At 63.2% G+C, this 19,937-nt stretch carries 16 protein-coding genes and 1 other annotated feature (1 of these 17 running past the window's edge); of the genes, 9 read left to right on the top strand and 7 right to left on the bottom strand.

Annotation, left to right across the window (positions count from 1 at the left end; all coding sequences use genetic code 11):
* Nucleotides 1-7 (top strand) — a sequence feature (23S ribosomal RNA rRNA prediction is too short) (it extends 127 nt beyond the left edge of the window).
* Nucleotides 8-90: 83 nt separating this feature from the next.
* Nucleotides 91-1,266: a porin gene (locus BPHYT_RS27490; RefSeq protein WP_012427398.1), complete on the bottom strand. Its 1,176-nt coding sequence runs from the start codon at nucleotides 1,264-1,266 to the stop codon at nucleotides 91-93.
* 293 nt (nucleotides 1,267-1,559) lie between these two features.
* Nucleotides 1,560-2,201 carry a Rossmann-fold NAD(P)-binding domain-containing protein gene (locus BPHYT_RS27485; RefSeq protein WP_012427397.1) on the bottom strand — a complete coding sequence of 214 codons (642 nt, stop codon included), beginning with the start codon at nucleotides 2,199-2,201 and terminating at the stop codon, nucleotides 1,560-1,562.
* 384 nt (nucleotides 2,202-2,585) lie between these two features.
* On the opposite strand from BPHYT_RS27485, the gene BPHYT_RS27480 reads away from it, so the two are divergent.
* Complete coding sequence (locus tag BPHYT_RS27480; protein WP_012427396.1) at nucleotides 2,586-3,596, top strand: zinc-binding alcohol dehydrogenase family protein; 1,011 nt, start codon at nucleotides 2,586-2,588, stop codon at nucleotides 3,594-3,596.
* An 86-nt stretch (nucleotides 3,597-3,682) separates the two neighbouring features.
* On the opposite strand, the gene BPHYT_RS27475 is transcribed toward BPHYT_RS27480, so the two are convergent.
* Complete coding sequence (locus BPHYT_RS27475; RefSeq protein ID WP_012427395.1) at nucleotides 3,683-4,597, bottom strand: glutaminase; 915 nt, start codon at nucleotides 4,595-4,597, stop codon at nucleotides 3,683-3,685.
* A gap of 170 nt (nucleotides 4,598-4,767) precedes the next feature.
* Between BPHYT_RS27475 and BPHYT_RS27470 the strand changes: the two genes are divergently transcribed.
* A complete protein-coding gene (locus tag BPHYT_RS27470) occupies nucleotides 4,768-5,517 on the top strand; it encodes an AraC family transcriptional regulator (RefSeq protein ID WP_012427394.1) in 750 nt (249 codons plus the stop codon).
* A gap of 64 nt (nucleotides 5,518-5,581) precedes the next feature.
* Here the strand turns inward: BPHYT_RS27470 and BPHYT_RS27465 are convergent, their stop codons facing one another.
* On the bottom strand, nucleotides 5,582-7,213 hold the full coding sequence (locus BPHYT_RS27465; protein ID WP_012427393.1) for a DHA2 family efflux MFS transporter permease subunit: 1,632 nt from the start codon (nucleotides 7,211-7,213) through the stop codon (nucleotides 5,582-5,584).
* A 224-nt stretch (nucleotides 7,214-7,437) separates the two neighbouring features.
* On the opposite strand from BPHYT_RS27465, the gene BPHYT_RS27460 reads away from it, so the two are divergent.
* The 3 genes from BPHYT_RS27460 to BPHYT_RS27450 all read left to right on the top strand — a co-directional run bounded on the left by BPHYT_RS27460 (nucleotide 7,438) and on the right by BPHYT_RS27450 (nucleotide 10,446).
* Nucleotides 7,438-8,097 (top strand): alpha/beta hydrolase, encoded by a 660-nt coding sequence (locus tag BPHYT_RS27460; protein WP_012427392.1) that lies wholly within the window; start codon nucleotides 7,438-7,440, stop codon nucleotides 8,095-8,097.
* Nucleotides 8,098-8,297: 200 nt separating this feature from the next.
* Complete coding sequence (gene mreB / locus BPHYT_RS27455; protein ID WP_012427391.1) at nucleotides 8,298-9,350, top strand: rod shape-determining protein; 1,053 nt, start codon at nucleotides 8,298-8,300, stop codon at nucleotides 9,348-9,350.
* Between the two features lie 292 nt (nucleotides 9,351-9,642).
* Complete coding sequence (locus tag BPHYT_RS27450; RefSeq protein WP_041759675.1) at nucleotides 9,643-10,446, top strand: alpha/beta fold hydrolase; 804 nt, start codon at nucleotides 9,643-9,645, stop codon at nucleotides 10,444-10,446.
* Nucleotides 10,447-10,566: 120 nt separating this feature from the next.
* Here the strand turns inward: BPHYT_RS27450 and BPHYT_RS27445 are convergent, their stop codons facing one another.
* Entirely contained in the window at nucleotides 10,567-10,968 is a 402-nt protein-coding gene (locus BPHYT_RS27445) for a hypothetical protein (RefSeq protein WP_012427389.1), read from the bottom strand.
* A gap of 410 nt (nucleotides 10,969-11,378) precedes the next feature.
* Here BPHYT_RS27445 and gltA point away from each other — a divergent pair, with 410 nt between their 5' ends.
* The 4 genes from gltA (at nucleotide 11,379) to dctA (ending at nucleotide 17,723) form a co-directional block, all read left to right on the top strand.
* Nucleotides 11,379-12,677, top strand: a complete 1,299-nt coding sequence (gene gltA, locus BPHYT_RS27440) for a citrate synthase (RefSeq protein WP_012427388.1) — start codon at nucleotides 11,379-11,381, stop codon at nucleotides 12,675-12,677.
* 211 nt (nucleotides 12,678-12,888) lie between these two features.
* The gene (locus BPHYT_RS27435; RefSeq protein ID WP_012427387.1) at nucleotides 12,889-15,162 is read left to right on the top strand and encodes an amylo-alpha-1,6-glucosidase; all 2,274 of its coding nucleotides are present in this window, start codon (nucleotides 12,889-12,891) and stop codon (nucleotides 15,160-15,162) included.
* A 294-nt stretch (nucleotides 15,163-15,456) separates the two neighbouring features.
* Complete coding sequence (locus BPHYT_RS27430; RefSeq protein WP_012427386.1) at nucleotides 15,457-16,425, top strand: LysR family transcriptional regulator; 969 nt, start codon at nucleotides 15,457-15,459, stop codon at nucleotides 16,423-16,425.
* Nucleotides 16,422-17,723: a C4-dicarboxylate transporter DctA gene (dctA, locus tag BPHYT_RS27425; RefSeq protein ID WP_012427385.1), complete on the top strand. Its 1,302-nt coding sequence runs from the start codon at nucleotides 16,422-16,424 to the stop codon at nucleotides 17,721-17,723. Before BPHYT_RS27430 ends, dctA begins: the two co-directional genes overlap by 4 nt.
* Before the next feature lie 40 nt (nucleotides 17,724-17,763).
* Here dctA and BPHYT_RS27420 read toward each other — a convergent pair whose 3' ends face one another.
* Nucleotides 17,764-18,546 (bottom strand): substrate-binding domain-containing protein, encoded by a 783-nt coding sequence (locus BPHYT_RS27420; protein WP_012427384.1) that lies wholly within the window; start codon nucleotides 18,544-18,546, stop codon nucleotides 17,764-17,766.
* Nucleotides 18,547-18,601: 55 nt separating this feature from the next.
* Nucleotides 18,602-19,900, bottom strand: a complete 1,299-nt coding sequence (gene tcuC, locus BPHYT_RS27415) for an MFS transporter (protein WP_012427383.1) — start codon at nucleotides 19,898-19,900, stop codon at nucleotides 18,602-18,604.
* Nucleotides 19,901-19,937 lie beyond the last annotated feature (37 nt).

Here is a 19,937-nt window from a genome sequence, read left to right as displayed (position 1 = left end):
CGCCTCATCAGGAAAGGGCGCACAAGCTGACGCTATTGCGCCGGCCCGTGCACTCGACGCGGGTCCTCGTCGGAGGATACGAACCCATGTTTAGAAGATCGTGCGAAGTCCGATTGCCACGCCTACCTGATTGGTCCGGCCAATGGTGTTGGTCGGAACGCCCTGGCCGTTGACCCCGCCGGGGTAGTCGGCGGAGAAGGCGCCTGTGCCGCGCGCGAAGTCTGTGATCCCGTAGACTTCGGTGCGTTTCGTGAACGAGTATTCGGCGAGAACGGTGGCCGACTGGTTCACCCCTCTGCCGAGCGTGCCGTCGAGCAGTTCAGCATTGCGGGTCTGCCCGTAGTAGTAGGCGAACGTAAAGAGCAGTGCAGACATGGCGTGCCAGTTCGCACCGACGTAATAGGTGTCGTCGATTCGGTTGGGGCTGCCGCCTTTTAGTGTCGGCGCGCCAGATTGCTGCATGTAGCTGTCGGTCAAACCAGTACGGTCCTGCCCCCGCAGCCAGCCGGCCAGGAGGCGGATGTCGTGGGTGACCTGAAACGCGCCGCTGATGTGCAGGAAGTTGGTCTTGGCGCCGTTGATTGGGCTGCCGACACTGGTGCCAACCGAAGAGCCCGTTGCGGATGTCGGAACGGAAACCTGCTGGAAGCCGGCGTTGAGCATGGCAGGGCCGTATGTGTACGTCAGTTCCACGGCATAGGTGGCGCCGAGGCCGACCGCGCCCGCCTGGTTGCCAAAGCCGTAAAGGGCATCGACATCGAGGCCATAGAAGCTGCCCTTGTACTTGACCGAGTTGTTGATTTCCAGGTAAGGGCCGATGCCGTTATACATCCAGCTGTTTTGCCAGTAGTTGCCAACGGTCAGCGGGTCGAAGATATCGCCCAAGGTGTCGTAGGCCGGCGCATATTGCCTGCCAAAGGTCAGCGAGCCCCACGTTTTGTTCGACAGGCCCACGAAAGCTTGCCGGCTGAACAGTGTGCCAGGGACATGTAGTTGCCCATTAAAGGCTTCGAAGCCGTTTTCAAGGCGGAAGATTGCGGACCAGCCATCCCCCAGATCCTCGCTGCCCCTCAAGCCCCAGCGGCTGTGGGTTTCGGGGCCGGACGTCATGGCGACCTGGTCTTTGCCACCGGGGCCGGCATTCGTCTGATAGCGGATGGCTTCATCGACGATGCCGTACAGCGTGACCGAGCTTTGGGCGAATGCCGAGGACGCCGCGGCAGCGAAAAGCGCGCCGGCGGCGGTGAAAATAAGTATTTTGTTCATTAGTAATCCCCAGTAATTGGTGAGTGGCTGGGAGGATTTCTCGACGCTCGAAAACGGAACCGTGAAGGGGAGCGTAGCCCGTCATTTCGTGGAGGCAAAGATACCAGTGACGGAGTGTTGTTTATTTGCAGTGTAGGGAGGTGTGTGCAAATCGTCTGATGTTACGCGCAGGACAATTCGCTTGCTCCCCGGCGATAATGTCTTGCGCGGCGTCTTGCCCGTTATGGGCATCGCGGTCATGTAAATTTCGGTTGCTGAATTTTTATATGACGGCCTTCGCGCGACAAAACCCTTCAGGGAATGTAACGTTGCTCCCTGAGTTCGGTCAGCATTTCGATATACATTTCCTCTGAGTCGATGCAATCATGGAAGCCATGTTTGCGCGCCTTTATCGTGCTGGTGATGTTGTCGAAGGTCGTTTTGAAAATCATGTCGCCAAACTTCCACGACACGATTTGCTCGTACGGGTAGTCTCGAAGGTTGTGCTTCTCGACCAGCCTGTTCCACCATTCAGCCTTGTCGGCCATCATCTTCTGTAACAACATGGGGAACGGTTCGCCGACCGGCACATCGAAAAACTCCGCCAGACGCGGCCAGACGCGGGACCATCTGAAGTAATCGCCATTCGTAATGTTGTAGATCTCGCCTCGGCATGCGGCGGTCTCGCCTGCCCAATCGACGGCGCTCGCGAGAATTCGGGTATCGGTGATCTGGTAGAGCGCGTCGTAAGCGGCGCGCGGGCCGGGAAAAGACATGGGAACGCCTAGGGCCTTCGCTATCGTTCCATAGACAGCAATCACCATCAGCAGATTCATGGGATTGCCTACGGCAACCCCTGCAACACCCTCGGGACGAAGTGCAGTCCAGGACCATGACTTGCCGACTGAACTTTCCCGAAGGAAATCCTCCTGGTCGTAATAGAAGTTCGGTGGCATATGGCGCGGGTCGCTTGATGTCGGCGTCGGTTCTCATCGCAGATCTCCCCGGTTTGCGCGCCATACTCAGGAAACGCGTCGCCGCCAGGCATTGTTGGACCGTCGACGCTGAATGCGAGCACACGATCTCATCGCAATACCTGCGTTTAACCAGAAACATAGCCTGTGCAGCGCCTGTGCCGGTCCACTACGCATTCGATACACTTGCCTATACGATGATCGATCTGCGCCACTACTACTGAGCGTCAGTGCACAGCATTCAGTTCATTCATGGCGCGAGGCGCCACGAACAGGCACGTCATTACCCTATGTGTTCTGACTGTATTAGTGAGGTGAACAACCTTCACTCGCTGTAACTGAAACAGTCATTTTTATGGAGTACCTATGAAAGCTGTTGTCTATAACGAGTCGGTTCCGCTCGATTCGCCGGATGCCCTGACCGACACCACGTTACCCGAGTCTGAGCCAACCGGGTATGACCTGTCGGTGGAAGTGCATTCGGTCTCCGTGAACCCGGTCGATACCAAGATCCGCGGCGGCGTGCTGCCGCCCCCAGTGGTTCCAAAGGTGCTGGGCTGGGATGCGTCCGGCGTGGTGCGCGCCGTGGGCGACAAAGTAACCCTGTTCAAACCCGGCGATCGCGTCATGTACGCCGGTTCGCTGTTGCGGGCAGGCACCAACAGCGAGCTGCACCTGGTCGACGAGCGCATCGTTGGTCCGATGCCGACGAGCCTCAGCTTCGAGGAAGCGGCCGCGCTGCCGCTGACCTCGGTCACGGCGTGGGAGTTGCTGTTCGACCGTTTGCAAGTGCGCGAAGGCAAAGACCCAATCGGAATGCTGCTGGTCATCGGCGGCGCCGGCGGCGTCGGCTCGATACTGATCCAGCTGGCGCGCCAGCTGACCGGCCTGACCGTGGTCGCCACCGCATCGCGGCCGGAAACACAGGAGTGGGTGCGCGAGCTTGGTGCGCACCATGTGATCGACCACACGAAGCCGATGCCGGCGCAGCTGCGCGGCCTTGGCATTGATGAGGTCGGTTACGTGGCGAGCCTGACCCACACTGACAAGCACCTGGTTGAAATCGCCGAGATGCTGGCGCCGCAGGGCAGGCTGGGGCTGATCGACGACCCCGAGTCGCTCGACGTGCCGATCCTCAAGCCCAAGAGCATCTCGCTGCACTGGGAATTGATGTACACCCGCTCGATGTACCAGACCCCGGACATGATCGAGCAGCACCATATTCTGGTCCGGGTCGCCAGGCTGGTCGACGCGGGCGTACTGCGCACGACGCTGGCGGACCATTTCGGCACCATCAACGCGGCCAATCTGCGCCGCGCCCATGCCTTGCTCGAGAGCGGCAAGGCACGCGGCAAGATCGTGCTGTCCGGCTTTTGAGACTTTGAGGCTCTTTCTGTGCTGAAGAAGCGGCTCGGGGCGGCGCAAGGGCGGGTGAGCGCCGCGCGCTCACCCGGCCAACACACTCAAAAAATCGACTGCCCCGTATAAGTTGTCAACCACTCCAGCGCCAGCACGCCCGCCGCCGAGTTGCCATTGCTATCCAGCGCCGGCGACCACACGCATGCCGCCATCTCGCCCGGCAGCACGGCGACGATCCCGCCGCCCACGCCGCTTTTCGCCGGCAAGCCGACCCGGTAGACGAAATCGCCCGCCGCGTCGTAAGTGCCGCAGGTCAGCATCAGCGCGGAAAGGCGCTTGGCCGAACTCGTGTCGAGAATCCGTTCGCCGGTGACCGGCGCCACGCCATGATTGGTCAGGAACAGCGCCGCCTTCGCCAGCTCGACGCAACTCATCGAGATCGCGCATTGACGGCAATAAGCATCGACCACCACTTCTGGCGGCATCTCCATGTTGCCGAAGCTCGCCATGAAGTGCGCCATCGCGCGGTTGCGGTGGGCGTGCTGCAGCTCCGACTGAGCGATGCGCGAATCGTAGTCGATGCTCGTTTCGCCCGTCAGCCGTCGCATGAATTCGACCAGCGCCGTCTCGGCCTGCACGAAGCGGCGGCACAGCACATCGGTCACGACCAGCGCGCCGGCGTTGATGAACGGATTGCGCGGCTTGCCGCGCTCGCTTTCGAGCTGGACGAGCGAATTGAACGCGGTGCCCGAGGGCTCCCGGCCGACCCGTTCCCACAGTGCGTCGCCGAGCAACTGGAACGCGAGCGTGCAGGCGAACAGCTTGGAAATGCTCTGAATGGAAAAGCGCGTGTCGGCCTCGCCGGTGCGGAAAATTTCACCCGACGCCGTGACGATCGCCATGCCGAAACTGTCGGCGGGCACCGTGGCGAGTTCCGGAATGTAATCGGCCACCTTGCCGGTGCCCAGAAAAGGCTGCAGATCGCCGCGGATCTGTTCGAGGATGGATGCGTAGTTCATTGGGCTCGGACCGTTGGAGCCGCAATTCTACTGGCAAGCCGGAGCGAATTGCTCGTGCGGCACAGCGCCGTGCGCCGCAATCCGGCACAAGCGACGTTCGGCGAGCGCCTCCACCGGCTATGCTAATCTTGCTGCCTTTCCGGCAACAACCGGGCAAAACGGACTCCACGATGGAGACTTTTGATCCAGACGGCGTCGAGCAACCGGTCTTCGTGATCCGCGAGCACCACGAGACGCTGGACGAACCGTTGGGCGCCTATCGTCGCGCGCGGCTGATCCACGTGAGCGCCGGGGTGCTGATCGTGCGCACCGAAACCGAGCGCTGGGTGGTGCCGCCGGGTCACGCGGTCTGGATGCCCGCGGGTCTGCTGCACCGTTTGTCCGCCGCCAGTCCCGTCGAATTTCATTCGCTCCATGTCGCGCCTGACGCCGCGCCGCTTGCGCCGCACAGCGGCGCCGTCGTGCCCGACCCGCTGGTGGGGGCGTTGCTGATCGCCGCGGCCGATCTGCCGCACGACCAACCGTTCGACGAACCGGCCGCGCGTCTCGTGCAAGTGTTGCTGGACCGGCTGCCGGGTCTGCGCACCGTGCCGCTAGGGTTGAACTGGCCGCGCGATCCACGCGCCCAGCGGATCGCCGACGCGCTGAGCGCCAATCCGGCCGACGCTGCGGTACTCGAAGAGCTGGCCGCGGCGGCCGGCGTGACGGCCCGAACGGCGGCGCGGCTGTTCGTCAAGGAAACGGGGCAAACCTTCGGGCAGTGGCGCCAGCAACTTCGCCTGCTGGTCGCATTGGAACACCTCGGCGGCGGTGCGAGCGTCACGCAGGTGGCGCTCGAAGTGGGCTACAGCGACGTGTCGTCGTTCATTGCGGTGTTCCGGGATGCGTTCGGCGACACGCCCGCGCGTTATTTCCGCTAACGCATCACCGTCGCCCGCCCGCGGTAGCAGACTGTCCGAGGCCGCCTCGAGGACACCGCCGCGCTCAGTGCGCGCCGGCCGCGTCCGGGCCGCCGCCGCCCTTGGCCGGCCGCGTGATCCAGATCAGCGGAATGATCAGAATGAAGATGACCGCCGAGATGAAGAAGATATCGTTCAGGCCCATCATGGCCGCCTGCGTGTTGACGGTGAAATCGAACAACGCATGGGCCGATTGCGGATTCATATGCAGCAGCGACTGGGTCGAATCGATCTGCTGATTGAACGTCGGGTTATTGATGGAGGCCTGCTCGGTGAGCCGCGCGTGATGCAGCACGGTGCGGTTGTTCCATTCGTTGCCGGCGACCGAGGTGCCCACCGCGCCGCAAAATACGCGGGCGAAATTGGACAGACCCGCCGCCGCGGGAATCTTGCCTGGCGGCTGGCCGGACAGGATGATCGCGGTCAGCGGCACGAAGAACAGCGCCATCGGAATGCCTTGCAGCAGCGTCGGCAGGACCAGATGCCACGTGTCGATCTCGATCACATACTTCGAGCGCATGTAAAACACGATCGCGAAGCCGATAAACGCCATCGTGGCGATCACGCGCGCGTCCGAGCGCGGCAGCACGCGGCCCATTACCGGCGCGAGGATCACCGCGAATATGCCGAGCGGGGCGGTGACGAGACCGGCGTCGACGGAACGGTAATTCAGATACTCCTGCATCCATTGCGGCAGCAGCACGAGATTGCCGAAGAACACGCCATACGCGACCGAAATCGCAATCGTGCCGCCGAGAAAATTGCGCTGCTGAAACAGCCGCAAATCGACGATCGGATTGTCCTCGGTCAATTCCCACACGAGGAAGAACGCGAAGCTGATGAGCGCGGTGATGCCGAGAATCACGATCACCGGCGACGAAAACCAGTCGAGATCCTTGCCCTTGTCCAGCATGATCTGCAGCGAGGCGACCCACGTGATCAGCAGACCGAGTCCGACCATGTCGATGGGCGGTTTGCGGGTCGGCGACTCGCGGGTGCGATAGATCATCCACGTGACGCCGGCCGCGAAAATGCCGACCGGAATGTTGATGTAGAAGATCCATGACCAGCTGTAACTATCCGTGATCCAGCCGCCTAGCGCCGGGCCCGCGATCGGGCCGACGGTCGCGGTCATCGCCCATAAGGAAAGCGCGGTCGAGGATTTCTCCTTCGGATACGAGCCGAGCAGAATGGCTTGCGACAGCGGAATCAGCGGGCCGGCCACGGCGCCCTGGAAAACCCGTGCGAGCAGCAGGATCGGCAGCGTCGGCGCAATGCCGCACAACCAAGACGCCAGCACGAACATCAGGATCGCGCCGACGAACAGCTTCACCTGGCCGATGCGTTGCGTGAGCCAGCCGGTGAGCGGGATCGACACGGCGTTGGCCGCGGCGAACACGGTGATGACCCACGTGCCTTCATCCACCGAGACGCCGAGGTTGCCCGAAATGGTTGGAATCGCAACGTTCGCGATCGACGTGTCCAGCACATTCATGAAGGTGGCGAGCGCGACGGCAATCGTGGCGAGCACCAGCTGGCCGCCCTTCAGCGGCGGCGGTGGTGCGGGCGGCGCCGCGGCGGGCGCTGAAGGGGGCTGGCTCAAGCGGTTCTCCGGATCGGTGTGCCGCGGACTGGCTGCGTTGAGGTTGTATTTCATGCCGGTGCGATGCGCCGGGCCGCAGGTCCGCTGAATGCTCGCAAAAGCATACCTGCATTCACGTTTGGACGTCATCGGCGCGCGCAAAGGCGGGGGCGAAAACAAATCCGGCAGCGTATGCTCGCGGCTGAGGCTGCACGCAGCGCACGGCGCTATCCATAACGACACCGTGCATCCGCGCGTGCGGGACGACCATCCACGAATCAAGAGAGAAAGGAACGAATATGGCCTGGGAGCAATTCGAACACGGCTGGCGGCGCGCGCCGGTGAGCGCGCCTGCCAAAGGGCTGGTGGTGCTGATGCACGGCGTCGGCAGCAATGCGCGCGATCTGATGCCGCTGGCGGACATCTGGAGCGAGAGCCTGCCCGACGTGGCCTTCACCTCGCTTGACGGCACCGACGCCTTCGACGGCGGCTTCGGCGGGCGCCAGTGGTTCAGCCTGCGTGACGTCAACGAAGGCAATCGCGAGGCCCGCGTCGCCGCGGCCTATCCGGCGATGCGGCGCATGCTCGAAACCGAACTCGCGCACTGGCAGGTGTCGTTCGGGCGCCTCGCGCTGGTCGGATTCTCGCAAGGCTCGATCATGGCGATGCACCACGTGGCGGCCAGCGCGGAAGGCGCGGCCGGTGTGGTCGCGTATTCGGGGCGGCTCGCCTCGGTGATCGTCGCGCAAAACGGCACCGCGCTCACGCTGATCCACGGCGAGGACGACGAGGTGATCCCGGTGCAGGAACTCGAATCCGCCGCCGACGCTTTCAGCAGCGCCGGCTATACCGTCGACGCCTATGCGCTGCCCGGCATCGGCCACACGATCAACGCCGACGGCGTCGCGCTCGGCCAGGAGGCGCTGGAACACGCGCTGGGCGCTTTGTCGCGCGGCTGACACGCTCAGATCGAAAAGCGGCGCTAAAGATTCTGATCTGCTTGCCGTTAACTGCTCATAAGCATGAAAATCACCCCCGCCGCGCGGACCGCGGAACGCCCGACAGGGCGGCCCAAGCGGCTCGGGTGACCGGGGGCGCATTTTCCAGACTGCCCGGTACGGGCGGATACGACACATCAGCGACACATCAGAGCCTTTCCATGGCCAGACCGACGCCGCATTACCCGCTTTTCGATCGCTTGTTCCGTCAATCCGTGACGGTGGACCTCGGCACGGCCAACACCCTGATCTATACCGACGACGGCGGCATCGTGCTGAATCAGCCGTCCGTCGTGTGCTTCCAGAAAGACACGGCTGACCGGCCAAAGCGCGTCGCCGCGGTCGGCACCCAGGCGCGCCAGATGCTGGGCCGCGCGCCGACCAACCTCGAAGCGGTGCGGCCGATGCGCTACGGCGTGATCGCCGACTTCTCCGCCGCCGAACACATGATCAAGCAATTCGTCGAGATGGCGCGCCCGCGGCCGCTGTTCAGCCGCCGCGCCGCGTTCACCTTGTGCGTGCCGGCCGGCGCGACCCAGGTCGAGCGCCGCGCGATCAAGGAAGCGGCCGTGGCGGCCGGCGCGTGGAAGGTGAGCCTGATCGGCGAATCGCTGGCGTCGGCGGTCGGCGCCGGTTTGCCGGTGTCGGAGGCGACCGGTTCGATGGTGGTCGATATCGGCGGCGGCACGACGGAAGTCGGCGTGATCGCGCTCGGCGGCATGGCGTATAGCGGCTCGATCCGCGTGGGCGGCGATAGCTTCGACATGGCGATCGTGAGCTACGTGCGCAATCTGTACGGCGTGCTGCTCGGCGAACAGACCGCTGAACACGTCAAGAAAAACATCGGCTCGGCCATGCGCGACGTGCCGCGCGAGCATATGAACGCGACCGGCCGCAGCGTCGACGACGGCCTGCCGCGCACGGTTCAACTGAGCAACCACGATATCGCCGATGCGATCGAAGGTCCGCTGCGTCAGATGATCGGCGCGGTCAAGCGCGGGCTCGAGGAGGCGCCGGCCGAACTGGTGACCGACATCGCCAGCAACGGCATCGTGCTGACGGGCGGCGGTGCGCTGCTCGGCAACCTGAGCCGCCGCCTGACGGACGAAATCGGCCTCGACGTGCGCGTCGCCGATGAACCGCTGACCTGCGCGGTGCGCGGCGCGGGCACGGCGGCCACCGCCGGTCTGCTGGATGAATTCGCTTACGAATGAGTTTGCGCGCGGGGCTTGCCGCGCTGATGCGGCGCTGATGCCATCGCCATGCTCGCGCCCGGCCGCTAACGCACGCTCTGAAGCAGCCTGCTACGCCGCTCCACCGGCTATGTGACAATACGCTTCACGTCCCAGATTCAGGGACGTGTGCGCGTTTCCTTTCCCTCATTCCATGTCGAGCCGACAGCGCCGCGCTCAGGCGCTGCCGGGCTACCCGCAACTACTCGTGAATCAATCTGTGCGCGCTGCGTCTTCTTCGGCATCTTTCATCGAACTGCGAAACGGTTTGCGCATGCCTTACGTGCAAGCCGGCGAAGGTGAGCTGCTGCTGTTCGTGCACGGTTCGTTGTGCGACTACCGCTACTGGCAACCGCAACTCGCGGGCCTATCGAAGCACTATCGTTGTGTCGCGGTGAGTCTTACGCACTACTGGCCGGCGGCCGATACCGATACCGAGCCCGGCCTGCCGTTCAGCTGGAGCGAGCACGCGAACGAAGTGGCGGAATTCATCGAGCGGTTCGGCGTGGGGCCGGCGCACGTGGTGGGACATTCGCGCGGCGGTTGCGTGGCGTTTCATTCCGCGCGGCGTCATCCTGAACACGTGCGGACGTTGACGCTCGCCGACCCGGGCGGTCCGTTGCAGATTGCCGGACGCTCGCCCGCGAGTTTGCCGGAGCCGGTCAATGCGTTGCGCGCGAAAGCGGCGCAACTCATCGAAAGCGGGGACGTGGAGGCGGGCCTGCAACTGTTCGTCGACTCGGTGAGCCGGCCCGGATTCTGGGCAATGAGCACGCCCGGTTTTCGCAGAATGGCAACCGACAACGCGCACACGCTCGCGCGTCAATTCCGCGATCCGTTGCCCGCCTATGTTCCCGAGCAAGCCGCCGAGGTGCGCTGCCCGGTTCTGCTGATCGACGGAGAAAAAAGTCCCGAGATGTTTCACCGTACCGTGGCCGCGCTGCAAAACTGGCTGCCGGATGCGCGCCGCGAAACGGTGCGCGGCGCTTCGCACGGGATGAACCTTGCGCATCCGTCGGCGTTCAATCGCTACGTCGACGAATTCATTCGGTCAGTGAGCGGGCAACAAGCGCAATGAGCGCAATGAGCGCGTAATAAACGTGCAATCAATGCACGACAGCACCGCGCCGGGTGGCTCGCGCTCGCGACGATGCTCCGCAAGCTGGCTCGATCCCGGCAACCCTTCAAACGCTCGAGCTTATGCCTTGCGATGCGCGTCTTTATCGAGCGCGCGTTCCGCCGCCTCGCCGACGAGGCCGTGATAGTACAGATGCACGCCGATCGCGAGCGAGTCGTTGCGAATTTCGTGGAACGCTTTCCACGCCTTCACGGGGTCTTTGAACAGCAGATAGTGCGCTTCCTGCGCGATCAGATCCGCGACTTCATGCAGGCCGTGGCCGTGCAGCACATCCACGAGCGCATCGAGGCTGCGATGCGTGCGCGCGTCGGTACGCGGGTACAGCATATGCAACACCGCCACGTCTTGCGTCTTCAGCGCTGCCGAGAGCGCGACGACAATGTCCTGGTGATTCAGCGCGGTGACGATGTTCTCGTCGGTGTGGACGTGATCCGGAAATAGCGTTTCGAGCGAGGCGTTCATGTGGTCGTTCCTGTTCTTCTGGCTGATTAAAAAAGCCCGCCGCAGGACGGCGGGCCAAATACAGCGATGTGTTCGCAGGGGAAGCAAAACACGAATGCAGTATCGCAGATGCCCCCTTGCCTTCGCAGCCCGCCTGTCGCAACACATTGTTGCGGTAAGCGCTCAGCTTTCATTTTGCTGGCAGTGCGTGCAGGGCGGCGCGCAGCCGCTATCGCCGCGACGCCGGGCCTTGTAGGAGGAAATGCCGGTAACCAATGTTGCGCCAGCCGAGATGCATTGTTGCGGTCAATCGTCGCAATAGGAGGACCACGGGACCTTAAAATGCCGAGCGGAGCCTGAGCATGCCAAAGCGCTTACGACGATCGAGCATGCCGGCACGTGTGCGATGTGAAAGTAAAAGGAACGTGTAGATGAACTCGAAGACACACGCAACGCTGAGCTTTTCCGACAGCGACCAGACGATTGATTTGCCGATTTATCAGGGCACGCTCGGACCGGATGTGATCGACATCCGCAAGCTATACGGCCAGACCGGCAAGTTCACGTACGACCCGGGCTTCATGTCGACGGCGGCATGCAACTCCGAAATTACCTATATCGACGGCGACAAAGGCGAGCTGCTGTACCGCGGTTATCCGATCGACAATCTGGCGCAGAACGCCGACTTCCTCGAAACCTGCTACCTGCTGCTGAAGGGCGAATTGCCGAACGCGCAGCAGAAGGAAGAGTTCGTCAAGACCGTCACGCAGCACACGATGGTGCACGACCAGATGCACTTCTTCTTCCGCGGTTTCCGCCGCGACGCGCACCCAATGGCGATTCTGGTCGCCGCGGTCGGCGCGCTGTCGGCGTTCTATCACGACTCGCTAGACATCGGCAATCCGCTGCACCGCGATATCTCCGCCATCCGCATGATCGCGAAGCTGCCCACGCTGGTGGCGATGGCGTACAAATACACCGTGGGTCAGCCGTTCGTTTATCCGAAGAACGACCTGTCGTACAGCGCGAATTTCATGCGCATGATGTTCTCGAGCCCGGCGCAAGAGTACAAGGTCAACGACGTGCTGGTGCGCGCGCTTGACCGCATCCTGATCCTGCATGCGGACCACGAGCAGAATGCATCGACCTCGACCGTGCGTCTCGCCGGTTCGTCGGGCGCGAATCCGTTCGCGTGTATCGCGGCCGGTATCGCATGTTTGTGGGGCCCGGCGCACGGCGGCGCGAACGAAGCCGCGCTGAACATGCTGGAAGAAATCGGCTCGGTGGACAACATCCCCGAATTCATCGCGAAGGTGAAGGATAAGGATTCCGGCGTGAAGCTGATGGGCTTCGGTCACCGCGTCTACAAGAATTACGATCCGCGCGCAAAGCTGATGCGCGAGACTTGCCACGAAGTGCTGGAAGAGTTGGGCCTGCACGACGACCCGCTGTTCAAGCTCGCCATGGCGCTCGAAAAGATCGCGCTAGAAGACGAATACTTCGTGTCGCGCAAGCTCTATCCGAACGTCGACTTCTATTCGGGTATCGTGCAGCGCGCGCTCGGCATTCCGACGGCCATGTTCACGTGTATCTTCGCGATGGCACGTACGGTCGGCTGGATTGCGCAGTGGAACGAAATGATCGCCGATCCGGAACAGAAGATCGGCCGTCCGCGTCAGCTGTTCGTCGGCGAATCGCAACGCGAAGCCACGCCGCTGGCCAAACGCTAAAGCGTCGGGGAGTCACCCGCCCGACGCCCGCGCGGCGCTCTCACGAGGAGCGCCGCGCCCTTCCTCTGCACGTCCTGTGCCACTGAAAAAAAACCGAAACTCCCCTGTGATAAGTTCGTCTGATGCGGACAGACCCTCTACAATCGGAAGCGACTCAGGTAGCAACCGGATGTAGACCGAACGCAACAGCGAACCCATAGGAGTGACCCTGATGCAGCAGCCAGAAGCCCTCGGCGGCCTTTCGGGCGGAATCGATCACCGCGAACCCGAGCCGGACGGCGCATTCATCCCGACAGAAAACCTCAATGTGGCGAGCGCCACTCAGCATGTGCTGAAGTCGGGCGACACCTTCATTGTCAACGATCCGCTTGGCGATATTACCGGCCACGACGACGGCCTGTTCGTCAACGACACCCGGGTTCTCTCGCAACTGCGCCTCACTTTCGGCGGACGCGCGCCGTCGCTGTTATCAGGCAGCGTCAGCAGCGACAATACGTCGTTCACCGCGCATCTGACCAATCGTCCGTTGCCGCCGCTCGGCGGTGACAGCACGCCCGAGGGCGTGATCCACGTCGAGCGCGTGCGGGTGCTGTCGGGCACCGTGCTCAACGAAGCCATCGAACTCACCAACTACGGCACGAGCGACGCCGTGGTGCCGTTGTCCATCTCGTTCGCCAGCGACTTTCGCGACATGTTCGAAGTGCGCGGCCTGAAGCGCGAAAAGCAGGGCCGCGTCGAACCGGCGCGCGTCGAGAATCGGGAAGTGCTGCTCGGCTACGTGGGCCTCGACGACGTGGCGCGCAATGTGCGGATCGCTTTCTCGCCCGAACCGGACAAACTGTTCGCCGACCGCGCCGATTACACCGTCAAGCTGCCGGCTCAGGCGTGTGTGTCGATCTATCTGTCGGTGTCGGTGCAGGTCGTGGCGCAGACCGACAAGCCGATTGCCGGCGTCTCGCAGCCCACGCATGCATTGAGCGAAGCGCACCTGTCGCAGATCGACGCCGAGCGTCCGCGTGTCGGCCGCGCGGCTGTGCGCGCCGCGCTCGTCGACGCCCACCTCGTGATGCGCGAGCGCCGCCGCGTCACCGCGCGCGTGCGTTCGAGCAATCCGCTGTTCAATGCGTGGATCGACCGCTCGCTCGCCGACCTTGGCCTCCTGACCACGGACCTCGTGACCGGTCCGTATCCGTATGCCGGCATTCCGTGGTTCTCCACGCCGTTCGGCCGCGATGCGGTCATCACGTCGCTTCAGACGCTTTGGCTGCAGCCGCAATTGGCCGCGGGCGTATTGCGCTTTCTCGCCGAACATCAGGCGCGCGAGAACTCGCCGTTTCGCGATGCCGCGCCCGGCAAGATCATGCACGAGATGCGCAAGGGCGAGATGGCCGCCACCGGCGAAGTGCCGTTCGCGCTGTACTACGGCGGCGTCGACACCACGCCGTTGTTCATCGTGCTGGCTGGCGCCTATGCGGCACGCACATCCGACCTGGCATTGATCGACGAATTGTGGCCGGCGCTGGAGCGCGCGGCGCAGTGGGTCGCGGGCGTGTGCGACAAGAACCGTTACGGCCTGCTGGACTATCAGCGCGAATCGGACGGCGGTCTCGCGAATCAAGGCTGGAAGGACAGCCACGACTCTGTCTTCCACGCCGACGGCCGCTTCCCCGACGGCCCGATTGCGCTCGTCGAAGTGCAGGCCTACGCGAGCGCCGCCTTCGACACCATGGCGCACTTCGCGAAGCTGCGCGGCCTGCATGACGCGGCGGAGCAATACAGCGAGCGGGCGAAGAAAATCCGCCAGTGCGTCGAAGAAAAGTACTGGATGGAGGAGGCCGGTTTCTACGGCATCGCGCTCGACGGACACGGCGACCTGTGCCGCGTGATGGCCTCGAACGCGGGACACTTGCTGGCCTTCGGTCTGCCTTCGCGCGAGCGTGGCGAATCGGTGGTGCGCGCGCTCGACTCCACGCTGTTCCACACCGGCTGGGGTGTGCGCACGCTGGCCGCGAGCCAGTCGCGTTTCAACCCGATGGCGTACCACAACGGCTCAGTCTGGCCGCACGACAACGCGCTCTGCGCGCGCGGCCTGTCGCGCTACGGCGGCAAGGCAGCGGCGGTGCGTCTGTTGCAGGCGCTGTTTCAGGCGGCGGTCAACTTCGACATGCGCTTGCCTGAACTCTTCTGCGGCTTTCCACGGCGGCGCGGCGAGCCGCCCACCGCGTATCCGGTCGCCTGTCTGCCGCAGGCATGGGCAGCGGGCTCGCCATTCATGATGCTCGAAGCGTGTCTGGGCATCACGATCGACGCCGAGCGGCGCGAAGTGCTGATCGAGCAGCCGATGCTGCCCGAAGGCATCGACTGGCTCGAAGTGGGCGACCTGCGGGTGGGCGATGCCTCGGTGTCGATCACGTTCCGCCGCATCGGCGATAAGGTCGTGGCCTCGGCGGAGCAGGGCGACGTGCGGGTGATCGCGCTTCTTTGAACACGCGCTGAAAGCACGCCTGGCCTGGGTTGGCTCGCAAATCGTAGCTGTTCAGGTGGCGCAGGCGAGATGATCGATATAAAGAGGTCGTAGTAGGTTCATGGCGCGCGGCTCGCAAACCAGTCTGGCCTGCGACTCGCGTGCTTCGAAATCACAGTTGCAAACAAAATTTAGCCTGCAATCACGATACCGCTCCTCTCCATCGAAGCACCGTTGTCGCGCAATGACCCACTCGAGTTGATTCATGAGCCGCGTGAGGCAAAATGTCCACATCGAAAATGTGGAGAGTGATCCGTGGGCGTCAACTTCGATTTGAACGACTTGCAGGCGTTTCGCGCGGTGGTGGAGCTGGGGAGCTTCCGCAAGGCCGCCGAGGCGGTCAGCATCTCGCAGCCGGCCTTAAGCCGCCGCATCGAAAAACTCGAGGAGGCGCTCGGTGTGCGTCTTTTCGAGCGCACCACGCGCAGTGTCACGCTCACCACCGTGGGCCGTGTGTTCGCCCCGAGCGCGGAACAACTGCTCAACGATCTGGACGTCGCACTGCTCGGCATCCGCGATGTTTCTTCCAGCCGAATGGGCCATGTGACGATCGCCTGCGTGCCTTCGGTCGCCTACTATTTTTTGCCGAACGTCATCGCGAGCTATCATCGCCGCTTTCCGCGCATCCGGGTCAAGCTGCTGGATTCGAGCGCGAATGAGGTGCTTGGTGCCGTCATCAGCGGTGAGGCCGACTTCGGCGTGAGTTTCATGGGCAGCCAGGAGTCCGAGGTCGAGTTCAAGGTGCTGCTGCAGGAGCGCTTCGTTGCCGCTTGCCGTCGTGACCACCCGCTCGCCCTCAAGAAACGCGTGACATGGAACGAGCTTTACGAGCACCAGTACGTGTCTCTTGACAAGACTTCCGGCAACCGCCTTCTGCTCGACCAGGCGCTTTCGGCGGTAGCGCCGCGTGCACCGAGCGTCTGCGAGACGCGCCACGTCACCACCATGCTCGGTCTGATCGAAGCGGGGCTGGGCGTCGCCGCGGTGCCGTCGATGGCCATGCCCGGACGCGAACACCCCATCCTCACAAGCGTGCCGCTCGTCGAACCGGTGGTGAAGCGGCGAGTGGGCATCGTGACACGCCGCGGACGTCCGCTTACACCGGCCGCGCTGGAGTTTCACAAAGCCGTTGTCGAGATGAGGCGCGGCGGCGTCGCAAAGAGCGACGCGTCGGACAATGACGCGCCAGCGAAAAAGCAGCCAGGCGGGAAGACCGCATCGTGAGGGTGGCGAAACCGCTTCGTTCACTCTATGTGCAGGTCCTGCTGGGCGTGGTGCTCGGCATCGCGCTCGGTCATTTCCTGCCTGAAGTCGGTGCGCGTCTCAGACCTTTCAGCGACGCGTTCGTCGGTCTGGTGAAGATGATGATTGCGCCGATCGTTTTCTGCACTATCGTCTCGGGGATCACGTCGCTCGCGAGCGGGAAGGCGATCGCGCGCACGATCTTTCAGGCGCTGGGGCTCTTCTATTTGCTGACCGCCGTGGCGCTCGCACTTGGCCTCGTCACCGCTTTCGTGCTCCAGCCCGGCGCGGGTATGCACATCGACGCGCAGCATCTCGACACAAGTATCCTCGCGCAATATGGCAAGCACGCGCAGCCTCGCGGCCTGGTCGCATTCGCGCTGAATGTCATCCCTGAGACGATGCTTGGCGCCCTCGACAAGGGCGAGGTGTTGCCGGTGTTGCTTCTCTCGCTGCTCTTCGGTTTTTCGCTCAATGCCTATCCGAAGGCGGGCAGGCCGGTGCTCGCTCTCATCGACGGCATCGCGCAGACCCTCTTTCGCATCCTCGCGATGATCATGCGACTGGCGCCGCTCGGCGCATTCGGCGCGATGGCGTTCACGGTGGGCCGCTTCGGCATCCGTTCGGTCGGCTCACTCGGCATGCTGATGGTGTCCTTCTACGTGGCGTGCCTGCTGTTCGTTGCACTGGTGCTCGCCCCGCTTGCGCGGCTCCACGGGTTCGCGCTTTGGCGGCTGCTGCGCTATCTGCGCGAGGAGTTGCTGATCGTTCTCGCGACGTCGTCGACGGAGCCGGTGCTGCCGCGCCTGATCGCGAAGCTGGAGGCGCTCGGCTGCGACAAGGGGGTGGTGGGACTTGTGCTGCCCGCCGGCTATTCGTTCAATCTCGACGGCACCGCGATCTATTTGACACTCGCCTCGGTGTTCATAGCGCAGGCGTGCGACGTGCCGCTTACCGCGCCGCAAATCGCGATAATGCTCGCGGTTATGCTGCTTACCTCAAAAGGGGCGGCCGGCGTGTCGGGTAGCGGACTCGTGGCGCTGGTCGCGACGCTGACAGTGATTCCCGATTTGCCCGTAGCGGGAGTGGCGCTACTGGTCGGCATCGACCGTTTCATGTCCGAGGCGCGCGCCCTGACGAGCGTGATCAGCAACGCCTGCGCAGTGATCTTCGTTTCGATGTGGGAAGGGGCTTGCGATCGTACGCGTCTCGCGCAGATGCTCGGGGCGATGGCGCCGGGCGGCGCGGACCGCTCCGCGAGGAATACGCCGGGCACCTGAGAGGAAGGCCGCCTGAAGCGAGCCTTCGTTCAGGTCCGCGTCAATGAGAGGAAACGGTGTCGAGCCCGGTCGATTTCACGTCTGTCTGTACGCCGGGCGAAGCGAGATAGTCGAGGAGGGCTTTCGCTTCCTTCGGATGCTGTGCACCGACAGGAATGCCGGCGGCGAAACGCGTGACCGATTGCAGTGACTCGGGAATCTTCCCGACGAAGGTCGCACCCTTGACGGGCAGCAACTCGCTCACCTGCTGGAAGCCGATTTCGTAATCGCCGTTCGCCACCACCGAGGCGACTGGAATGCGCGGGATCATCTTCGCCTTCGACTTGACCTGATCTTCGATGCCGAGCTTCTTGAACAACTCCCGCTCGATATAGACACCGCTTGCGCTGTCCGAGTAGGCGATCGACTTCGCATGCAGCAGGGTCTGCCGGAGCCCGTCCGGGGAGCTGATATCAGGCTTCGTCGCGCCTTCGCGCACGACCATGCCGATGCGCGAATCCGCCAGATCGACCCGCGATCCAGGAATGACCTTGCCTTGCTTGATCAGATCGTCGAGTGCGTATCCAACCATGATGACGGCATCCGCGGGTTCGCCGCGTTCAAGCCGGTTGGGGATCGCTTCAGGCGATTTGCCCATTGACGGACCCAGCGCGGTGTCCAGCGTGTTGCCCGTCTCGGACGCGAACCTGGGACCGAGCACCTTGTACGCCGCCGTAAAACCGCCCGAGCTCATGACGTGCAGGTCGGCGGCCTGCACGTTTGCCGCCGCGGCCGAGGTTGCAACGAGCGTTGCCGCGCAAAATTTCAGAAACAGTTTTTTCATGATGGTAGCCGTGTCGGATTGCGTGTGTCTGCAAACATGCAGAACCAGAGACGAATTAGTGCGCGGGAGTTAGCGTCGCTGCACGGCGGCGATACAGGGCGAATGTCGCAAGAAGGGCGCACGCCGCGGCGAAGCTCATCCAGTAGCCGGGTGCAGCCTTGTCGCCGGTCATGTGAATGAGTGCTGTGGAGATCGCCGGCGTGAAACCGCCGAATACTGCCGTCGCGAGGCTATAGGCGAGCGAGAAGCCCGCGACGCGTACCTGCGCCGGCATCACTTCCGTCAGCGCGACGACCATCGCGCCGTTATAGATGCCGTACATGAACGAGAGCCAAAGGAGTGCGAGCAGCATGTTGACGAAGCTCGGCGCGTGAGCGAGAAACGACAATGCCGGGTATGCGGTCAGGATGGCGAGCAGCGTCATGGCGACGAGCAGCGGCCGGCGACCGATCCTGTCGGAGAGGGCTCCGCCGATCGGCAGCCACACGAAGTTCGATACGGCGACACATAGGGTCACGAGCAAACTGTCGGCGGTGCTCAGGTGCAGGACCGTCTTGCCGAAAGTCGGTGCGTAGACCGTGATGAGATAGAAGCTCGCGGTGGTCATCGCCACCAGCATCATGCCTGCAATCACGACGGTCCAGTTCTCGACCAGCGTGCGCAAGACCTCCTTCATGTTCGGGCGATGCTGACGGGCCTTGAATTCCTCGGTTTCCTGCAGATTGCGACGCAGCATGAAGATGAACGGCACGATCATGCAGCCGACGAAGAACGGTACGCGCCATCCCCACGCCGCGATGGTGGCGGCGTCCAGCGACTGGTTGAGCGCGAAGCCGAGGGCCGCGGCCACGACGATCGCCACCTGCTGGCTCGCGGACTGCCAGCTCGTGAAGAGGCCTTTGCGGCCGGGCGTGGCCATCTCGGCCAGGTACACCGAGACGCCGCCCAGCTCCGCACCCGCGGAAAAGCCCTGCAAGAGCCGCCCGATCAGCACCAGCGCGGGCGCCGCAAGGCCAATGGTCGCGTAGCCCGGTACGAACGCGATCAGGATGGTGCCGGTCGCCATGATCGAGAGCGTCACGATCAGACCCTTGCGGCGGCCCACGTCGTCGATGTAAGCGCCGAGTACGATTGCGCCCAGCGGGCGCATCAGAAAACCGGCGCCGAAGACCGCGAAGGTCATCATCAGCGAGGCAAATTCGCTCGCGGCCGGAAAGAAGACGTTGGCGATCTGGGTCGCATAGAAGCCGAACAGAAAAAAGTCGAACTGCTCCAGAAAGTTTCCGGCCGTTACGCGGAAAACCGCCGCAGCCTTTGAACGTGCCGGCGTAAGGGTAGAGGGCGAGGGGTGCATCGATGTGTCTCCTGAAATGCCGGACGTTGCGGTGGTC

It is taken from the genome of Paraburkholderia phytofirmans PsJN, assembly GCF_000020125.1.
GTDB classification, from domain to species: domain Bacteria; phylum Pseudomonadota; class Gammaproteobacteria; order Burkholderiales; family Burkholderiaceae; genus Paraburkholderia; species Paraburkholderia phytofirmans.
This window is presented reverse-complemented; position numbering and strand designations above follow the sequence as displayed.

Excerpts from the sequence above, each read along its gene's own strand:
- BPHYT_RS27490 (WP_012427398.1), bottom strand. The coding sequence starts at position 1,266 with ATGAACAAAATACTTATTTTCACCGCCGCCGGCGCGCTTTTCGCTGCC.
- BPHYT_RS27465 (WP_012427393.1), bottom strand. The coding sequence starts at position 7,213 with ATGAAATACAACCTCAACGCAGCCAGTCCGCGGCACACCGATCCGGAG.
- BPHYT_RS27475 (WP_012427395.1), bottom strand. The coding sequence starts at position 4,597 with ATGAACTACGCATCCATCCTCGAACAGATCCGCGGCGATCTGCAGCCT.
- BPHYT_RS27445 (WP_012427389.1), bottom strand. The coding sequence starts at position 10,968 with ATGAACGCCTCGCTCGAAACGCTATTTCCGGATCACGTCCACACCGAC.
- gltA (WP_012427388.1), top strand. The coding sequence starts at position 11,379 with ATGAACTCGAAGACACACGCAACGCTGAGCTTTTCCGACAGCGACCAG.
- mreB (WP_012427391.1), top strand. The coding sequence starts at position 8,298 with ATGGCCAGACCGACGCCGCATTACCCGCTTTTCGATCGCTTGTTCCGT.
- BPHYT_RS27420 (WP_012427384.1), bottom strand. The coding sequence starts at position 18,546 with ATGAAAAAACTGTTTCTGAAATTTTGCGCGGCAACGCTCGTTGCAACC.
- BPHYT_RS27480 (WP_012427396.1), top strand. The coding sequence starts at position 2,586 with ATGAAAGCTGTTGTCTATAACGAGTCGGTTCCGCTCGATTCGCCGGAT.
- BPHYT_RS27485 (WP_012427397.1), bottom strand. The coding sequence starts at position 2,201 with ATGCCACCGAACTTCTATTACGACCAGGAGGATTTCCTTCGGGAAAGT.
- BPHYT_RS27435 (WP_012427387.1), top strand. The coding sequence starts at position 12,889 with ATGCAGCAGCCAGAAGCCCTCGGCGGCCTTTCGGGCGGAATCGATCAC.
- tcuC (WP_012427383.1), bottom strand. The coding sequence starts at position 19,900 with ATGCACCCCTCGCCCTCTACCCTTACGCCGGCACGTTCAAAGGCTGCG.
- BPHYT_RS27450 (WP_041759675.1), top strand. The coding sequence starts at position 9,643 with ATGCCTTACGTGCAAGCCGGCGAAGGTGAGCTGCTGCTGTTCGTGCAC.
- BPHYT_RS27470 (WP_012427394.1), top strand. The coding sequence starts at position 4,768 with ATGGAGACTTTTGATCCAGACGGCGTCGAGCAACCGGTCTTCGTGATC.
- BPHYT_RS27460 (WP_012427392.1), top strand. The coding sequence starts at position 7,438 with ATGGCCTGGGAGCAATTCGAACACGGCTGGCGGCGCGCGCCGGTGAGC.